The sequence below is a fragment of the Flavobacterium cheongpyeongense genome (assembly GCF_003202435.1).
Classification (GTDB): domain Bacteria; phylum Bacteroidota; class Bacteroidia; order Flavobacteriales; family Flavobacteriaceae; genus Flavobacterium; species Flavobacterium cheongpyeongense.
Map to the genome: position 1 here is coordinate 17,389 of NZ_QJHK01000029.1, position 16,506 is coordinate 33,894.

Here is a 16,506-nt window from a genome sequence, read left to right on the forward strand (position 1 = left end):
ATTTTAAATAATTCTCACTCCATCCGGATTGATTTTCGAAACGTGAATTTCATACGGCAGATTCATTTTTTCGTACACTTCGCTCATGGCTTTTGCAATTTGGTCAGCGGTGTTTTTTCCTCGGCTTAAAGCAAAAATCGAAGGGCCTGAACCTGAAATTCCGGAACCTAAAGCGCCGTTTTCATAAGCGGTTTGTTTGATTAAATCAAATCCCGGAATCAAAACGCTTCTTAAAGGCTCTACGATTTCGTCATGAAGCGACCGACCGATTAATTCGTAATCTTTGGTGTATAAACCAGCGACCAATCCGCCTACATTTCCCCATTGCATAATGGCACTTTTTAGGGAAACGGTTTGTTTTAGTACAGAACGGGCATCAGAAGTTTTTAACTCAATTTGTGGATGAACCACTGTTGCAAACAATTCTTCCGGACTGTCAATCCTGATAATATCAAGTGGAGCGTAACTTCTAACCAAGGTAAAACCTCCTAAAAGGGCAGGGGCAACGTTGTCTGCATGCGCGTTTCCGCTGGCCAGTTTTTCGCCCTGCATGGCAAATTGCACCAAATCTTTACGGGAATAAGGTCTGCCAAGCAATTCATTAATTCCGAAAACTGCTCCGGCAGAACTGGCAGCACTGCTTCCGATTCCGCTTCCTGCTTTGATGTTTTTGTAAATTTCAATTTCGAAACCAAAATCCAATTCGTCTAAAGTTGCTAACATCGCCAAAGCCGCCACCCCCGAAACATTTTTCTCAGTTTCCAAAGGCAAATCAGCCCCCACGATTTTAGTAATACGAACCCCTTTCTGATCTGATTTTCGAACGATCATTTCGTCCCCCGCAGTGTCCAGGCAAAGTCCAAGCACGTCAAATCCGCATGAGAGGTTTGCGATAGTTGCCGGGCAAAATAGTTTTATTTCTTTCATTTTTGGTTGTTTCAGGTTTCAGGTTTCAGGTTTCAAGTTTAACCTCAAGGTTCGCAAAGTTTGGCAACTTGAAACATGAAACTTGAAACAAAAAAATTATATATTTCCAATTCTAATTACATCCGCAAAAATTCCTGAAGCGGTAACGGCAGCACCCGCACCTGCTCCTTTAATCAACAAAGGCTGATCTGCATAACGATCGGTGTAGAAAAGCACGATATTGTCTTTTCCTTCCAAATTATAGAAAGGGTGATCTTTTGGAATAAACTGAAGACCTACACTTGCTTTTCCGTTTTCGAATTGCGCTACATATTTCAAGCGGGAATCTTTGGCTAAAGCTTCTTCATAAATTCCGTTAAAATGAGCGGCATGTTTGATTAATGATGCAAAAAAGTCTTCGTTATTAGTTGTAGCTAAACATTCAGCAGGCAAGAACGATTCGTTTGCGATAGCGTCAATATCCATTTCATAACCGCTTTCACGAATCAGGATCAGGATTTTACGGGCAACGTCGATTCCGCTTAAGTCAATTTTTGGATCAGGTTCTGTGAATCCCTGAACTCCTGCTTCTTTAACCACATCATGGAAAGAATTGTCTTTATCGAAATTATTAAAAATGAAATTTAGGCTTCCCGATAAAACAGCCTGAATTTTATGTACTTTATCACCCGAAGCGATTAAGTTTTTAACCGTATCGATAATCGGTAATCCCGCACCCACATTCGTTTCAAATAAAAACGGAGCATTATATTGGCGTGATAAGCTTTTTAGTTTTTTGTAATTGTCATAAGCAGATGAACAGGCAATTTTGTTGCAGGTTACCACCGCAATACTTTCTTTCAGGAATTTCTCGTACATTTCAGAAACGCTTGCATTTGCTGTAATATCTACGAAAATACTGTTACGCAAGTTCAGTTCTTTGGCACGGGCGATGAATTCTGTGGCAATGGCAGGTTCTCCTTTTTCTAAAGTGGCCTGCCAGTCTTTTAAAGAAATTCCGTCTTCGTCAAAAATCATTTTTCTGGAGTTTGACAAAGCAATCACACGAACATTGATCTTTAAATTGTCTTTTAAGAATTTCTTCTGGTTGTGAATCTGCTCGATAAATTTTTCACCTACATTTCCAACACCCATTACAAACAGGTTCAATTGTTTGGTGTTTTCTTCGAAGAAGTTTTCATGTAAAGTATTCAGGGCTTTTTTAACATCTCTTTCGTTGATTACGGCTGAGATATTTCGTTCTGAAGCTCCCTGTGCAATAGCACGGATATTCACGTTGTTTTTTCCTAAAGTGCTGAACATTCTTCCGCTGAGACCCTGGTGATTTTTCATGTTTTCACCTACCAAAGCGATAATGCAAAGGTCTTTTTCAACAATGCACGGATCTATTTTGTTTTGTTGAATTTCAATGTCAAAAGCCTTATTGATGGCTTCCTCGGCATTATCAGCATCCGAATTCAGGATTCCGATACATATAGAATGCTCAGAAGAGGCCTGAGTGATGAAAATAACATTGATTTTTTCGTGAGACAATACTTCAAACAAACGTTTAGAAGAACCTGAAACACCAATCATTCCCGGACCTTCAAGAGTTAATAATGAAATATGGTCGATATGGCTGATTCCTTTTACAGGAGTAGTCTGTTCTGAAATTTTATTAGAAATCAAAGTCCCTTCTGCTTCTGGTTCAAAAGTATTTTTGATCAGAATTGGAATATTCTTTCTTAAAACCGGCTGAATAGTTGGCGGGTACAATACTTTGGCACCAAAATGTGATAATTCCATCGCTTCCTGATACGATATAGTGGCGATTGGCTGAGCCTGTTTTACAATTTTAGGATTGGCGGTAAACATTCCGTTGACATCAGTCCAGATTTCCAACTGTTCTGCATCAAGAGCTCCTGCTATAATGGCAGCTGTATAATCAGAACCGCCACGGCCCAAAGTAGAAGTGATTCCGTCAAGGGTTTGAGCGATGAATCCGGGTAAAATAGTAATTTTTGAATCATTTTCTGTGAAATATTCCTGAATCAGCCCGTTTGAAATTTCAAAATTGACCACTGCCTTCCCAAAATCAGCATTGGTTTTAATTAATTCCCGGCTGTCTTTATATACAGCAGTTTTATCCGTTTGCTGGTATGCCTGTGCAATGATGAAAGAAGAAAGCAATTCTCCGAAACTCAAGACAGTATCAGCGGTTCTTGGTGATAACTCCCCCAATAAAAAACATCCGTCCAACAATGTTTCCAGATGGTTGATGATTCTTTTGATATGGCTTAAAAAACTGCTTTGTTCGCTAACAGGAATTAATTCTTTTAAGGTGTCAAGGTGTTTTTTTTCAATTTCAGCTACGATTTCGCGGAAACTTTCGTCGTTTTCAGCTGCTTTTGCTGCGGCTGACAGCAGCATATCGGTTACTTTGCTTAAAGCAGATACCACAACAACCAATTTATCTTCTTTGGAATTCTGGTTTATAATGTCGAGAACAAGTTTTATATTTTGTGCATTGGCAACCGAAGTTCCGCCAAATTTTAATACTTTCATTTTGATGTTTTTTTCTTTTTATGCAAATATTTTTATGTATCCAAAGTCTTTCTTCTTTCGCGAAAAAAGTATAGATAATCAGGATTATATGTAAAAATTATACCCCTAAGGGGTAGTTGTTGTTGTAGTAGAAATTGTAGTAACAGCAATTGCAACTCTTGTTTGAGTTGTCTCTGAAGATTGATATTTGTAGCTGTTACGTTTCATTTTTGATTTTCCAAAAGTACAGTTTTTTATAAAAGTTAAAAAGTTAAATTGCCTTTTTGCGAATATTTTAATAAAACAAATGATAAAAAATCAATATTGAGTATTTGTTAAAATTAGATGTATTAAGTTGAGTTTTTGATATATTTCTGATTAGAATTTGATTGATCAAAAGGTTTTGTTTTAACCGTATCTGTTTTAAAAAGCAGTTATAATACTTCTTAATCAGAATTGTGAAATAAATAATTTTGAAAAATGGCTCGATTATAAATTTTAATTATTGTGATAAAATATTGCTTTTTAATATTGATTTGTTGAATTTTGATGTTTTAATTAATAAGCATTATGAGAGAAATCCACTATATCAGTACTGAAACCATTACTTTAGAGACATTGCAGGAAATTTTAAGTCAGGATAAGGCATTAGAATTATCTGAAGAAGCTAAAGTAAATGTGCAGAAATGCCGTGATTATCTGGATAAAAAAATGGCTTCCCATTCTGAACCTATTTATGGTATCAATACCGGATTTGGATCACTTTACAGTGTGAAAATCTCAAATGAAAACTTGTCTAAACTTCAGGAAAACCTTGTAAAATCACACGCCTGCGGAACCGGAGAAGAAGTTCCTGTAGACATTGTAAAATTAATGCTGTTTCTTAAAATTCAGTCTTTAAGTTACGGACATTCAGGAATTCAGCTGCAGACATTAAATCGTCTGATTGATTTTTATAATCATGATATTCTTCCGGTTATTTATACGCAGGGATCGCTTGGTGCATCTGGGGATTTAGCCCCTTTGGCACATTTGTCACTGCCATTATTAGGAGAGGGCGAAGTTTATTTTGAAGGTAAAAGAATGGCTTCTGCCGAAGTTTTAAAACATTTTAGCTGGGAACCAATTGTTTTGCAGTCAAAAGAAGGTTTGGCCTTATTAAATGGAACCCAATTTATGGGGGCTTACGGAGCACATATTTTGATAAAGGCTTATAAATATTCGTATCTGGCAGATTTAATTGGCACCATTTCATTGGAAGCTTTTGATGGAAGAATTGAACCGTTTAATGAATTGATTCATTTTATACGTCCTCACAAAGGTCAGATAATTACGGCACAGCGGATTAATGAGTTTTTAGAAGGAAGTGAAATTATTGCTCAGGAGAAAAAACATGTTCAGGATCCGTATTCATTCCGTTGTATGCCTCAGGTTCACGGGGCCTCAAAAGATGCCATTGATTACGTTCGAAAAGTATTCAAGACCGAAATCAATTCGGTTACGGATAATCCTAATATATTTATTGAATCCGATCAGATCGTTTCCGGGGGAAATTTTCACGGACAGCCGTTGGCTTTAGCTTTGGATTTTATGGCGATCGCTTTAGCCGAATTAGGAAGTATTTCAGAACGAAGAACCTATCAGTTAATTTCCGGACAGCGAAATCTTCCGGCCTTTCTGGTAGATAATCCTGGTTTGAATTCAGGATTTATGATTCCGCAATATACCGCTGCAAGTATTGCAAGTCAAAATAAACAGCTGGCAACACCATCAAGTGTAGATAGTATTGTTTCGAGCAACGGACAGGAAGATCATGTAAGTATGGGGGCAAACGGAGCAACAAAAGCATTGCGGGTTATGGATAACTTAGAGCGTATTCTGGCGATCGAATTATTAAATGCTTCACAGGCAATTGCATACAGAGAACCTTTAAAATCAAGTGATTTCATCGAAATGTTTTTGAGCAGTTACAGAGAAATTGTGCCTTTGGTAAAGGAAGACAGGATTTTACATTATGATATTGAGAATAGTATTTCGTTTTTAAATAGTTTTCAAATTGAAAATGATTTATTAACAATGGCTTAACATTGGAGAATAATATTGAAGTAATTTTGCGCTATCAAAAATATAAAAATGTCAATAAACAGTATTTTCCAATTTTTAGTGCCGAAAGACAAGAAGTTCTTTCCACTTTTTGAAGAAGCTTCAAGCAATTTAATTGAATTGGCTTCTAACTTACATGAAGCTGTAAACCTTCCATTGAAAGAAAGAGAAGTCCTTTTTCAGAAAATTGATGAATTAGAGCAAAAAGGAGAAGACATTACACGTCAAACCAATCTGGAACTTAGCAGAAATTTTATCACTCCCTTTGACAGAGAAGATATTCATACCTTAATTACATCTATTGATAACGTTGCCGATTACCTTCATGGAGCAGCAAGCCGTATGAGATTATACCAGGTTGATAAGATTACAAAGTCGATCAGAAAAATGACCGAAATCAATCTTGAAGCTTGTCAGAATATTGACAGTGCAGTAAAAGAGTTGAGAAATTTAAAGAATTTCAAAGTAATTAAAGATGCTTGTGTCAGAATCAATAAGCTGGAAAACAAGTCGGATAACGTATATAACAAAGCAGTTTTTGAAATTTTTGAAAACGAAACAGACGCTAAAAATATTATTAAATATAAAGAAGTGTTATCTGTTTTGGAATCAGCAACAGACAAGTGTAAGAGTGTTGCAAACATACTGGAATCTATTTCTGTAAAACATTCTTAATTCAATTTATTTCATTCTGAAGTTATAATTTTATGACGCTACTTATAATTATTATAGTACTAGCCTTAATTTTTGATTACATCAATGGTTTTCACGATGCGGCAAATGCTATAGCGACTGTTGTTGCCACAAAGGTTCTAACGCCTTTTCAGGCCGTACTTTGGGCAGCATTTTTTAACTTTCTGGCGTATTGGGTTTTTGGATTTGGTGTTGCAGATACTGTTGCTAAAACAGCGCACACAATGGAAATTAACCTTGTCGTTATCCTGGCCGGTGTTATTGCAGCAATCTGCTGGAATTTACTGACCTGGTGGTTAGGGATTCCTTCCAGTTCCTCACATACTTTAATTGGAGGTTTTGCAGGAGCAGCGATTGCTCATGCTATTGCAGTTCATGGTTTTTCAGGGTATGCAGGAGAAGACGGAACTACACATTACTGGTACGAGATCGTAAGCTGGTATAAGGCTGGTAAAGATGGCGGAATGCCTTCAGGAGTTATTATAATTATTGCTTTTATTGTACTGGCACCATTAGTGGGTGCATTAGCTTCTTATTTAATTTCTATTTGGTTATTAAATGCTTCCCGAAAAAATATTGGCCCAAAAATATTTACAGTTGCTTTAATGATGGCAACAATTTGGTTTGTGTATGTTCAAATGGTTCCCTATGAAGTTATAAAAGCAGAAGGAAAACCTCGTTTTGATTCACATTTCTGGAGTGTAGTCTTTGATGGGCATAATATCAAATGGTTTTTAGTTGCTTTTATTATCCTTACTGTTAGTGCCTTTTGTTTGATATTCAGTAGTTTGAGTTTGCATCAGGCTGATGCAGCGCTGAAAAAAATGCAATTATTATCTTCTGCAGCTTTTAGTTTAGGTCACGGAGGTAATGATTCTCAAAAAGTTATGGGTATTATCGCTGCTGCTGTTGCAGTATATATCAATACAAATCCGGGAGTTCACATGGATTCATGGTTAGACGTTGTTTTGCCAAATGATGATAAGGGAATAAAAGGAGTAATGCCGGGCTGGATTCCGTTAGCATGTTATTCGGCTATTGCAGCGGGAACTTTGAGCGGAGGTTGGAAAATTGTGAAAACAATGGGTTCTAAAATTACCAAAGTAAGTTCTTTTGAAGGTGTTGCTGCAGAAACAGCAGGTGCTTTGACACTCTATTTTACAGAACACTTAAAAATTCCGGTTAGTACAACACATACGATTACAGGTTCAATCATTGGAGTTGGATTAACAAAACGTGTATCTGCTGTTCGTTGGGGGGTAACCGTAAGTCTGATCTGGGCATGGGTTTTAACAATTCCTATTTCAGCTTTATTGGCAGGATTGGTTTACTTTGTGTTGAGTGTTTTTATCTAAAATGTAAAATGATTTTTGTGAAATGTGAGATGTAAATCGCATTTAAAAACATATAAAAAAGCTGGTTTCAAATTAAGAAACCAGCTTTTTTTTATATTTTTATTTTTTCCAGTTCAGCTGTAAGGCAAAACAGGTTTTTTCTCCTTTTGTAATGCTGAATCTGGAGTTTTCTTTTTCATCGTTTTCGTGAATTTCAACGGTATCTTTTAAGGATAATTCTTTCATGAAATTCATTTCAAAGCTTTCTACTTCTTGTTTCAGGATTTTTTTAGGATCAACATGATCCAGACACCATTCAAGGTATTTAACATTATTAACGTGATTGACAATATCCAGATCTGATAAATAAACGTTTTTTTCAAATACAAATTCTTTTTCGTGATTGATGTTTATTTTTGAAAAACCTTCTTTTGTGGCTCTTTTTTCAGGGTATAATTCAAAATGTTCATACGGCAATGCCAAAGCTTCCGGACGACGTAACTGGGTGTTAAAAACAGCCCAGTAGGTTTCTGAACCTACTATTTTTTTTCCGTTGACATGCATTTCAAGCGCACGTACAGAACGAGAGTTTTCAAGACTATTGATCCATGTGGTTACGGTAACAAGATCTCCGGATTTTGGCAAAGCGGTAATTTCTACACGCATTCTGCTTAAAACCCAGGCCTGGTGAAATTCCTGCATGTCATTAAAACTGATGCCGCCGATTTCAGAATGTGCTGCAGCAGTAAGTTGTAAAATATTACATAGATCTGTATATTTCAAGCCCCCCCCGGGTGTACATTGTGTAAAATTGATTTCCCAGTCTTTGCTTAGAATGGAGGTAAAGTTTGGTGATATTGGCATTTTAGAATTCTTAGATTATTAGATTTTTTGGAAAAAAGAGAATAGAAAATAGAAAAAAGATTATTGATGACCTTGTTTTGCAATTTCGTCAATATAATTTATAATTTCTTTTCTGTTAACAGCATAATCAAACCATTTGGTGTTTTCATTTCGTTTGAACCACGTTAATTGTCTTTTAGAAAATCTTCGGGTGTTTTTTTTGATTTCGTCTATGGCAAAAGGCAACGTAAAATCTCCATCAAAATAACTGAATAATTCTCTATAACCGACCGTTTGAAGAGCGTTTAATGTTTTATTAGGATATAGGGCTTTTGCCTCTTCAAGTAAACCTTTGTTCATCATAATAGCAACACGCTCATTGATGCGGTTGTAAATTATTTCCCTTTCGGCTTCTAAACCAATTAAGACAGGAGTGAAGTTTCGGTTGTTTTTCTTTTGATTAAGAAACGATGAATACGGTTTTCCTGTTGCGATGCAGACTTCTGTAAAGCGCATCATTCGTTGTGGATTTTGTAAGGTCTGCGGGTTTTCTAAACTAATTTTCTGAAAATAGTCGGGATCCAGTTTTTTTAATTGTTCCTGAAGATATTTGATTCCGGATTTTTCATAATTTAAATTTACTTCTGAACGTACTTTTGAATCGATTTCGGGGAATTCATCAAAGCCTTTTAAAACGGCATCGACATACAATCCGGAGCCTCCAATCAGAATGGTAAAATCATTATTTTGAAACAATTCTTCGATTTTTGCTAAGGCTTCTTTTTCGTAATCGCCAACGGTATACTTCCCGAATATCGATTTATTCTGAATAAAATGGTGTTTTGCGGCTGCCAGTTCTTCCTGATCCGGAACGGCTGTTCCGATAGTCATTTCTTTGAAAAACTGTCGGCTGTCACACGATATGATCTCGCATTTGAAATGTTGTGCCAAAGCAATACTTAAAGCTGTTTTGCCTATTGCTGTTGGTCCGACGATGGTTATTAGGTATTTCATGTTTTTTTTAGCCCGGATGGAAATGAAAACCCCGGACTTATATTTGTTAGTTTTTTTGGAATAAAAGAAGCGACTTTAGAAGCTACTTTTATGACTTAAAAAAACAACAAATATAAGGAGGAGTTGCAATGTACAGCCGGAAATAGCTTCATAAATTAACTATTGGACAATTTGTTTCTGCAATCATAAGAAAATCTGTCAACATTGCGATTTTTTGTTTTTTCATATCCTTGAAGATGATGAATCCTTTGTGTTACTAAAAATAAAGTATTTTCAACGATTTGCTTTTTCGGATATATTGCTGAATGATATTCTTTACATCTCGATTGTGCTGCATTGGGATTAGAATTTTTTTCAGGATCTCAATATTGGTAATCTGGTAATTTAAATCATAATAGGCGTATCCTTTGTAAATGCCGTCTTCTATTAAAATAGCGCTTCGTTCGTTTATGTTTCGACCCCTGTCCAGCAAAATCATGCTTTTGTTTTCGAAACTATTTTCAGAGATAAATTGCTGTACCCTTAAATTATAGATTTCCGGTGTGATTTCGCCAATACATGCACCATCACATTCTTTGATTTTATATTGAAAACACTCTTTTTTGGTTTGATATAAACCTGTAAGTTTTTGGCACAAATGGTATTTTGCCGTGAATTTGAAAAGCGCATTTTTTCCTTCCTGCAAAGAAGCAAATGAGGTGATTTCTTTTTTACGGCCGTCAGCTTTGCCCAGTCTTATATTTAAATAGCCGTTTGAATCTTTTTCGACATAAATTGCAAACGGGAAAAAAGATTTTTTTTGTGATCTGTTGTGTCTTGGACGGTTTATTTTTATTTCTTCACTTTCTTTCAGCAAAGCGATTAATTCGCTTCCGGTTTCCTCATACGTTATTGTAAAAACTTCAACCTGAATTTTTTTGCTTTTTGTTGTAATTCCGGTAAAATGCTGGTTGACTCTTTTTCGAATATTTAAACTTTTACCGATGTAAATTAAATTTCCGCCTTCGTTATGAATGTAATAAACACCTGTTTTGGCAGGCATTTGATTTACAAGATCCTGAAGTTTGGGCGAAATTCCTTTTTCAATTTCAAATTTTATAAAATCGTTGAGGATGGTTTTTTCGAGGTCTTTTTCTAATAATATTTTGAACAGTTTTGTTGTTGCTATGGCATCTCCGCTTGCGCGATGTCTGTCGGCTATTGGAATTCCGAGGGAACGTACTAATTTTCCAAGGCTGTAGGAAGGCTGTTGAGGAATTAATTTTTGAGCCAGTTCAACCGTACAAAGTGTTTTAGATTCGAAGTTATAACCTAAACGTCTAAATTCGGTACGGAGAATTCGATAATCAAATGAAGCGTTGTGAGCTACAATGATACAATCAGATGTGATTTCGATGATTCGTTTGGCTACCTCATAAAATTTAGGTGCAGAACTCAGCATAGCATTATTGATTCCGGTTAATTTAGCCACAAAAGGCTGAATCGGAATTTCGGGATTCACAAGGCTAATGAACTGGTCTACGACTTCGTGTCCATCAAATTTATAGATGGCTATTTCGGTAATTCCTTCTTCATTAAACTGGCCTCCGGTGGTTTCTATGTCTAGTATTGCGTACATTTTCAAATGTCAAAAATCAATGGCAATATCAAAAAGCAATATCAAAAATCAATGTCAATTCTAATTTTAGAAAATTTGTCATTGTTATTTTGATTGTAATTGGCATTGCTATTGCAATTGATTTATTTTTTATTTATTATCATTTTTGATGAAATTGCAATAAGTTGTTCTACTTCTGTTAGAAGTTTATTTCTTTTGTCGTTATCACCTTCTTTTATATAGTCTACTATTTTTAAAGAATTTCTGGATTCTTTTAACTCTTTTATAACTAATGAAACTTTAAAAATAAAATCTTTATCTGTTATGGTTCCCTGGGCTTCTCCAAAATTTAAAGAAGCACTTCCCGATGATCTGATTAACTGGTTTTTATAATATTCATTTTCAAATAGCTTTTCCAATTGTCGTGTAAAGAAAATACATTCTCCTGCAAAACGAACCAATCGATCTTCAAAATTGAATATTTTTTTCATTTAAAATTTAAAATTGATATTGCAATTGAAATTAATTTTTGCCATTGCAATTGATTTTTGATATTGTAATTGATATTGAAAAATCATCTTCCTCCAAAAATGCTGCTTCCAATTCTAACCATTGTGCTTCCACATTCTATAGCAAGTTGGTAATCGCCGGACATTCCCATTGAAATCGTAGAAAAATGTACTGTAGTAGAAATACATTGTTGTGTGTCTCTGCATTGTGCATCTTTATTTTGCAACGAATCAAAAATCGATTTTAAGTGCAGAAATTCTTTTTTGATCTGTTCCTGATTTTCTGTAAAAGTCGCCATTCCCATCAATCCTAAGATACGAATATTTTTCATTTCTTTAAATTCAGAACAAGACAATAATTCGGTCAGTTCTTTTTCGTCAAGACCAAATTTAGTTTCTTCTTCGGCGATGTATATTTGAAGCAGGCAATCAATAATTCGGTTGTTTTTTAAAGCCTGTTTATTGATTTCCTGTAATAATTTTAAGCTGTCAACCCCATGAATCAAATGGACAAACGGCGCCATAAATTTGACTTTATTCGTCTGAACATGACCAATCATGTGCCATTCAATATCTTTTGGCATTTGTTCGTATTTCTCGGCCATTTCCTGGATTTTATTTTCTCCAAAAATACGTTGTCCTGCTTCGTAGGCCTGCATTAAATCTGAAACAGGTTTTGTTTTTGAAACCGCAACCAATGTTACGTGTTCTGGTATTTTAGCTTTAATCGAATTTAAATTTGATGCTATTGACATTATTTTATTTTTTATGCTGAAAGAAATTGTTTAGAAATTTTCTCTGCTTTTTTACTTTCACTGTAATCATAAAACCCCTCTCCTGATTTTACGCCTAATTTTCCGGCTCTTACCATATTTACCAATAACGGGCAAGGGGCATATTTAGGGTTTTTGAACCCATCATACATTACATTTAAAATGGCCAGACAAACGTCAAGGCCAATAAAATCAGCTAATTGAAGCGGTCCCATTGGGTGTCCCATACCTAATTTCATAACGGTATCGATTTCATAAACTCCTGCGACTTTGTTATATAACGTTTCAATTGCCTCATTTAGCATAGGCATCAAAATTCTGTTGGCCACAAAACCAGGATAATCGTTTACTTCAACAGGTGTTTTGCCTAATTTTTCAGATAAATTCATGATAATTTTAGTGACCTCATCACTGGTATTGTATCCGCGAATGATCTCAACCAGCTTCATGATCGGAACCGGATTCATAAAATGCATTCCGATCACTCGTTCGGGATGAGCGACTACTGCTCCGATTTGTGTAATTGAAATAGACGAAGTATTGGTTGCTAAAATCGTATTATGTGAACAGGATTCGTTTAATTGTCTGAAGATGTTTAGTTTTAGTTCAATATTTTCAGTGGCAGCTTCGACTACTAAATCTACCCCGACAACTCCGTCTTTAATATCGGTATAGGTAATGATATTGGTAATTGTTCTGACAACATCTTCTTGTGTAATTGTTCCTTTGCTTAACATTCGTTCCAGATTGGCAGCAATAGTCGCCATTCCTTTGTCTAATGATTTTTCAGAAACATCAATCAGTTTTACAGTAAAACCGCTTTGTGCAAAAGTATGGGCAATTCCGTTACCCATAGTTCCGGCACCAATTACAGCTATAGTTTTCATTTAATTTTGTATTTGTATTTTAAAAGTTAAGGTTTAAAGTTGCTTTTCAGCAAGCTTTAAACCTTAAAGTTACGACTTATTATTTTGTCTTATTTTTTAAAGCAGTCAATAATTTGGTAGGCCACGCGCAATGCGTCAGTTGCCTGCTCTAATGTTACAACCGGAATGGTATCATTATTTATAGCATCTGCAAATGAATTTAATTCATCGAGAATGGCGTTGTTTTGTTCAACATCCGGATTGGTGAAATAAATTTGTTTTTTAACACCTTCGGCATTTTGCAGGATCATATCAAAATCACCCGGAACTTCAGGGGCATCTTTCATACGAACGACTTCACATTTTTTCTCCAGAAAGTCTACTGATATATAAGCATCTTTTTGAAAAAAACGGGTTTTACGCATGTTTTTCATTGAAATTCGGCTTGCAGTTAAGTTTGCTACACAGCCATTTTCGAATTCAATTCGGGCATTGGCAATATCCGGAGTTTCACTAATCACCGATACACCGCTTGCACTGATGTTTTTAACTTTTGAATTTACAACACTTAAAATAGCATCAATATCATGAATCATCAAATCCAGAACCACAGGTACATCTGTTCCCCTTGGATTAAACTCGGCCAGACGATGCGTTTCTATAAACATCGGATTTTCGATCATGTTTTTTGTCGCAATAAATGCAGGATTAAAACGCTCTACGTGACCCACCTGTCCTTTTACACCGTGTTCTTTTGCCAAAGCGATAATTTCTTCGGCTTCTTCAACAGTGTTGGCGATTGGTTTTTCTATAAAAATATGTTTTCCTGATTTAATGGCTACTTTGGCACATTTATAGTGCGAAAGTGTCGGGGTTACAATATCGATTACATCCACAGCGTGGATTAATTTTGCTATTGTGTTGAAGTTTTTATAGCCAAATTCTTTTGCAATTCTTTCGGCATTTTCCTGATTTTCGTCGTAAAATCCAACTAATTCGTATTTGTCAGATTGTTGTAATAAGCGTAAATGTATTTTACCTAAGTGACCCGCACCTAAAACTCCTACTTTTAACATGAGTATGTATTTTAAACAAAAATATAATTTATTTGTTGAAAGTGAAAATGAATTTAGCTAATTATGAATTGTAAATAATCAGTAGTGGTTTTTGACTTTCGACTTTTGACTTTCAACTGTATTAATTTAATAATTAAAAATCAATATTTAATTTACTGTTTTGTTTCTTATTTTTGCGAAAATAAAACCTACCTATTTTGAAAGATACTGCCAAACATCAAGGACTTCGCAATCAATTAGTAAGCACTCTGGAACAAAAAGGGATTACTGACAGAGCGGTTTTAGATGCGATAAAAAAAATCCCAAGACATCTTTTTTTAAATTCGAGTTTTGAAGATTATGCTTATCAGGATAAGGCTTTTCCTATAGGGGCAGGACAAACTATTTCTCAGCCTTACACGGTTGCTTTTCAATCGCAGTTGTTAGAAGTAAAAAAAGACCATAAAATTCTTGAAATTGGTACGGGTTCTGGCTATCAGACTGCTGTTTTGTTTATGCTTGGCGCTAAAGTGTATAGCGTTGAAAGACAGAAAGAGCTGTTTAAAACTACGTCTAATTTATTTCCGAAACTAAACATCAGACCTAAGCACCTTTCTTTTGGAGATGGTTATAAAGGACTTCCAAATCATGCTCCGTTTGACAGCATTATTGTTACCGCTGGTGCTCCGTTTATCCCGCAACCTTTAATGGCGCAATTGAAAATAGGAGGCAGACTGGTGATTCCGCTTGGGGAAGATGTTCAGATTATGACTTTATTAATTCGAAAAAACGAAACTCAGTTTGAAAAACATGAGTTTGGAGAGTTTCGATTTGTTCCTTTATTGGAAGATAAAAATTAAAAAATATCCCATCAAATCCTATTTATGGGATATTTTATAGTATATACCAGCTGGTTTTAAGTAAAATAAGTGTCAGGTTTAGCGAAGTAGAAGCTCTTTCATTATAAAATGCCTTCGAATTCGCTCAGGATGCTATTTCGTTTCTATAGAATAAAAATCTACTTATTTAATTCTCCCAACCGATCCCGTTTCTGAGGGTACAAGTTCAAAAACCGATGTAGGCGCAAGACCCGATTCAATTCTGTGAGAAACATACAAAATAGCAACATTGGTTTCTTGCTTGATTGTATTGATTAACTGAATCACCAAATCTACATTTTCATCGTCCAGACCTTCAACAGGTTCATCCAATATCAATAACGGCGGATGTTTTAAAACTGCACGAACAATCAGTGCTACCCTTTGCTGACCAATCGAAAGATCTATAAAACGTTTTCTTCTAAGCGAAGTCATTTCAATTACTTCCAGCCATTGTGCAACGATTTGTTTTTGTAAAGTTGTCGGTTCAATATACAATCCGATAGAATCAAAAAACCCCGACAGGATCATTTCTTCAAGTGTATGGCTTTTTTGAAACAGATCCATCATGGCGGTGGTGTAAATTCCGATTTGCTTTTTTATTTCCCAGACACTTTCGCCACTTCCTTTTTTTCTTCCAAATAAAAATAAATCCTGACCGAATCCTTTTGGGTTATCGCCGGTAATTAAAGATAAAATGGTACTTTTTCCTGAACCGTTCGGGCCAATTAACTGCCAAAATTCACCTTCTTTAATAGTCCAGGAAATGTTGTCAAGAATTTTTCTGTCTTCGTAACTCACCGAAACGTTTTGCATCTTTATTAATTCACTTTTGTGAAAGCTATTCACTTCTAAAGCTTTTGGAATGGCAGCAGTATTTAAGGTTTTAAAATGACTTACCTCTTTTGAAATAGGATATAAAGTAAACGAATTGTCTTTGATCCAAACTTTATTCAGAACAAAATCCATCAAATCAACCGTACGATTTACCAATTGAATGATGGAAACAGTATCGGTAAGTTTTTCGAGAGAAAGTGCCAAAGCCAGACGAGAAGCCTGATCTAAATGATCGAAAGGATTATCAAAAATAATAAAATCCGGGCTTAGACTCATGCAGTATTTTAAGAATTCTTTTTTGCGTTCTCCTGATGAAAAAGTTCGTAATTGTCTGTGGGACTCCGGAGAAGCTTCAACCGAATCGTACTGGTATTCTTTTTCAATGAATTTTTCGATTGAAATGTCTGAGAATAAGATTCCTTTCTGGTTATTAAAAACGGCTAACTCTTCTTTAGCTTCACCTGAAAGCAGGGTGTCTATAAACTTTTTTTTATTGACCTGATTAGTTAAAAGGATGTCCCAATGTTGTTTTTGATGCATTATGTATTTCTTGA

General features: G+C 35.5%; 14 protein-coding genes. 4 read left to right on the forward strand and 10 right to left on the reverse strand.

Going from position 1 to position 16,506, the window contains the following annotated elements:
* Positions 1–3: 3 nt before the first annotated feature.
* Together DMB65_RS20635 and thrA are read right to left on the reverse strand one after the other, a co-directional pair.
* The gene (locus tag DMB65_RS20635) at positions 4–927 is read right to left on the reverse strand and encodes a homoserine kinase (protein WP_110308520.1); all 924 of its coding nucleotides are present in this window, start codon (positions 925–927) and stop codon (positions 4–6) included.
* A gap of 96 nt (positions 928–1,023) precedes the next feature.
* Positions 1,024–3,471 carry a bifunctional aspartate kinase/homoserine dehydrogenase I gene (thrA, locus tag DMB65_RS20640; protein ID WP_110308521.1) on the reverse strand — a complete coding sequence of 816 codons (2,448 nt, stop codon included), beginning with the start codon at positions 3,469–3,471 and terminating at the stop codon, positions 1,024–1,026.
* 549 nt (positions 3,472–4,020) lie between these two features.
* Between thrA and hutH the strand changes: the two genes are divergently transcribed.
* From hutH to DMB65_RS20655, 3 genes are read left to right on the forward strand one after another with little or no spacing between them, the layout of a single operon-like run.
* On the forward strand, positions 4,021–5,535 hold the full coding sequence (hutH, locus tag DMB65_RS20645) for a histidine ammonia-lyase (protein ID WP_110308522.1): 1,515 nt from the start codon (positions 4,021–4,023) through the stop codon (positions 5,533–5,535).
* A 48-nt stretch (positions 5,536–5,583) separates the two neighbouring features.
* Entirely contained in the window at positions 5,584–6,228 is a 645-nt protein-coding gene (locus DMB65_RS20650) for a DUF47 domain-containing protein (protein ID WP_078229841.1), read from the forward strand.
* A gap of 32 nt (positions 6,229–6,260) precedes the next feature.
* The gene (locus DMB65_RS20655; RefSeq protein WP_110308523.1) at positions 6,261–7,601 is read left to right on the forward strand and encodes an inorganic phosphate transporter; all 1,341 of its coding nucleotides are present in this window, start codon (positions 6,261–6,263) and stop codon (positions 7,599–7,601) included.
* A gap of 99 nt (positions 7,602–7,700) precedes the next feature.
* On the opposite strand, the gene DMB65_RS20660 is transcribed toward DMB65_RS20655, so the two are convergent.
* The 7 genes from DMB65_RS20660 to DMB65_RS20690 all read right to left on the reverse strand — a co-directional run bounded on the left by DMB65_RS20660 (position 7,701) and on the right by DMB65_RS20690 (position 14,258).
* Entirely contained in the window at positions 7,701–8,444 is a 744-nt protein-coding gene (locus tag DMB65_RS20660) for an acyl-[acyl-carrier-protein] thioesterase (protein WP_110308524.1), read from the reverse strand.
* Positions 8,445–8,504: 60 nt separating this feature from the next.
* A complete protein-coding gene (gene miaA, locus DMB65_RS20665) occupies positions 8,505–9,437 on the reverse strand; it encodes a tRNA (adenosine(37)-N6)-dimethylallyltransferase MiaA (protein ID WP_110308525.1) in 933 nt (310 codons plus the stop codon).
* Between the two features lie 256 nt (positions 9,438–9,693).
* Positions 9,694–11,055, reverse strand: a complete 1,362-nt coding sequence (locus DMB65_RS20670) for an exonuclease domain-containing protein (RefSeq protein WP_110308526.1) — start codon at positions 11,053–11,055, stop codon at positions 9,694–9,696.
* Between the two features lie 122 nt (positions 11,056–11,177).
* Positions 11,178–11,525, reverse strand: a complete 348-nt coding sequence (locus DMB65_RS20675) for a four helix bundle protein (RefSeq protein ID WP_110308527.1) — start codon at positions 11,523–11,525, stop codon at positions 11,178–11,180.
* A gap of 83 nt (positions 11,526–11,608) precedes the next feature.
* Positions 11,609–12,298, reverse strand: coding sequence for a YggS family pyridoxal phosphate-dependent enzyme (locus DMB65_RS20680; protein ID WP_110308528.1), 690 nt, complete (start codon positions 12,296–12,298; stop codon positions 11,609–11,611).
* Between the two features lie 11 nt (positions 12,299–12,309).
* A complete protein-coding gene (locus DMB65_RS20685; RefSeq protein ID WP_110308529.1) occupies positions 12,310–13,203 on the reverse strand; it encodes a 3-hydroxyacyl-CoA dehydrogenase family protein in 894 nt (297 codons plus the stop codon).
* An 89-nt stretch (positions 13,204–13,292) separates the two neighbouring features.
* Complete coding sequence (locus DMB65_RS20690) at positions 13,293–14,258, reverse strand: Gfo/Idh/MocA family protein (protein ID WP_110308530.1); 966 nt, start codon at positions 14,256–14,258, stop codon at positions 13,293–13,295.
* A gap of 197 nt (positions 14,259–14,455) precedes the next feature.
* Here DMB65_RS20690 and DMB65_RS20695 point away from each other — a divergent pair, with 197 nt between their 5' ends.
* On the forward strand, positions 14,456–15,097 hold the full coding sequence (locus tag DMB65_RS20695) for a protein-L-isoaspartate(D-aspartate) O-methyltransferase (protein WP_110308531.1): 642 nt from the start codon (positions 14,456–14,458) through the stop codon (positions 15,095–15,097).
* A 162-nt stretch (positions 15,098–15,259) separates the two neighbouring features.
* Here the strand turns inward: DMB65_RS20695 and DMB65_RS20700 are convergent, their stop codons facing one another.
* Complete coding sequence (locus DMB65_RS20700; protein ID WP_110308532.1) at positions 15,260–16,492, reverse strand: ATP-binding cassette domain-containing protein; 1,233 nt, start codon at positions 16,490–16,492, stop codon at positions 15,260–15,262.
* Between the last annotated feature and the right edge of the window lie 14 nt (positions 16,493–16,506).

Coding starts and splice junctions, on each gene's coding strand:
- DMB65_RS20635 (WP_110308520.1), bottom strand. CDS start 927: ATGAAAGAAATAAAACTATTTTGCCCGGCAACTATCGCAAACCTCTCA.
- hutH (WP_110308522.1), top strand. CDS start 4,021: ATGAGAGAAATCCACTATATCAGTACTGAAACCATTACTTTAGAGACA.
- DMB65_RS20670 (WP_110308526.1), bottom strand. CDS start 11,055: ATGTACGCAATACTAGACATAGAAACCACCGGAGGCCAGTTTAATGAA.
- thrA (WP_110308521.1), bottom strand. CDS start 3,471: ATGAAAGTATTAAAATTTGGCGGAACTTCGGTTGCCAATGCACAAAAT.
- DMB65_RS20650 (WP_078229841.1), top strand. CDS start 5,584: ATGTCAATAAACAGTATTTTCCAATTTTTAGTGCCGAAAGACAAGAAG.
- DMB65_RS20680 (WP_110308528.1), bottom strand. CDS start 12,298: ATGTCAATAGCATCAAATTTAAATTCGATTAAAGCTAAAATACCAGAA.
- DMB65_RS20685 (WP_110308529.1), bottom strand. CDS start 13,203: ATGAAAACTATAGCTGTAATTGGTGCCGGAACTATGGGTAACGGAATT.
- DMB65_RS20660 (WP_110308524.1), bottom strand. CDS start 8,444: ATGCCAATATCACCAAACTTTACCTCCATTCTAAGCAAAGACTGGGAA.
- DMB65_RS20675 (WP_110308527.1), bottom strand. CDS start 11,525: ATGAAAAAAATATTCAATTTTGAAGATCGATTGGTTCGTTTTGCAGGA.
- miaA (WP_110308525.1), bottom strand. CDS start 9,437: ATGAAATACCTAATAACCATCGTCGGACCAACAGCAATAGGCAAAACA.
- DMB65_RS20700 (WP_110308532.1), bottom strand. CDS start 16,492: ATGCATCAAAAACAACATTGGGACATCCTTTTAACTAATCAGGTCAAT.
- DMB65_RS20690 (WP_110308530.1), bottom strand. CDS start 14,258: ATGTTAAAAGTAGGAGTTTTAGGTGCGGGTCACTTAGGTAAAATACAT.
- DMB65_RS20655 (WP_110308523.1), top strand. CDS start 6,261: ATGACGCTACTTATAATTATTATAGTACTAGCCTTAATTTTTGATTAC.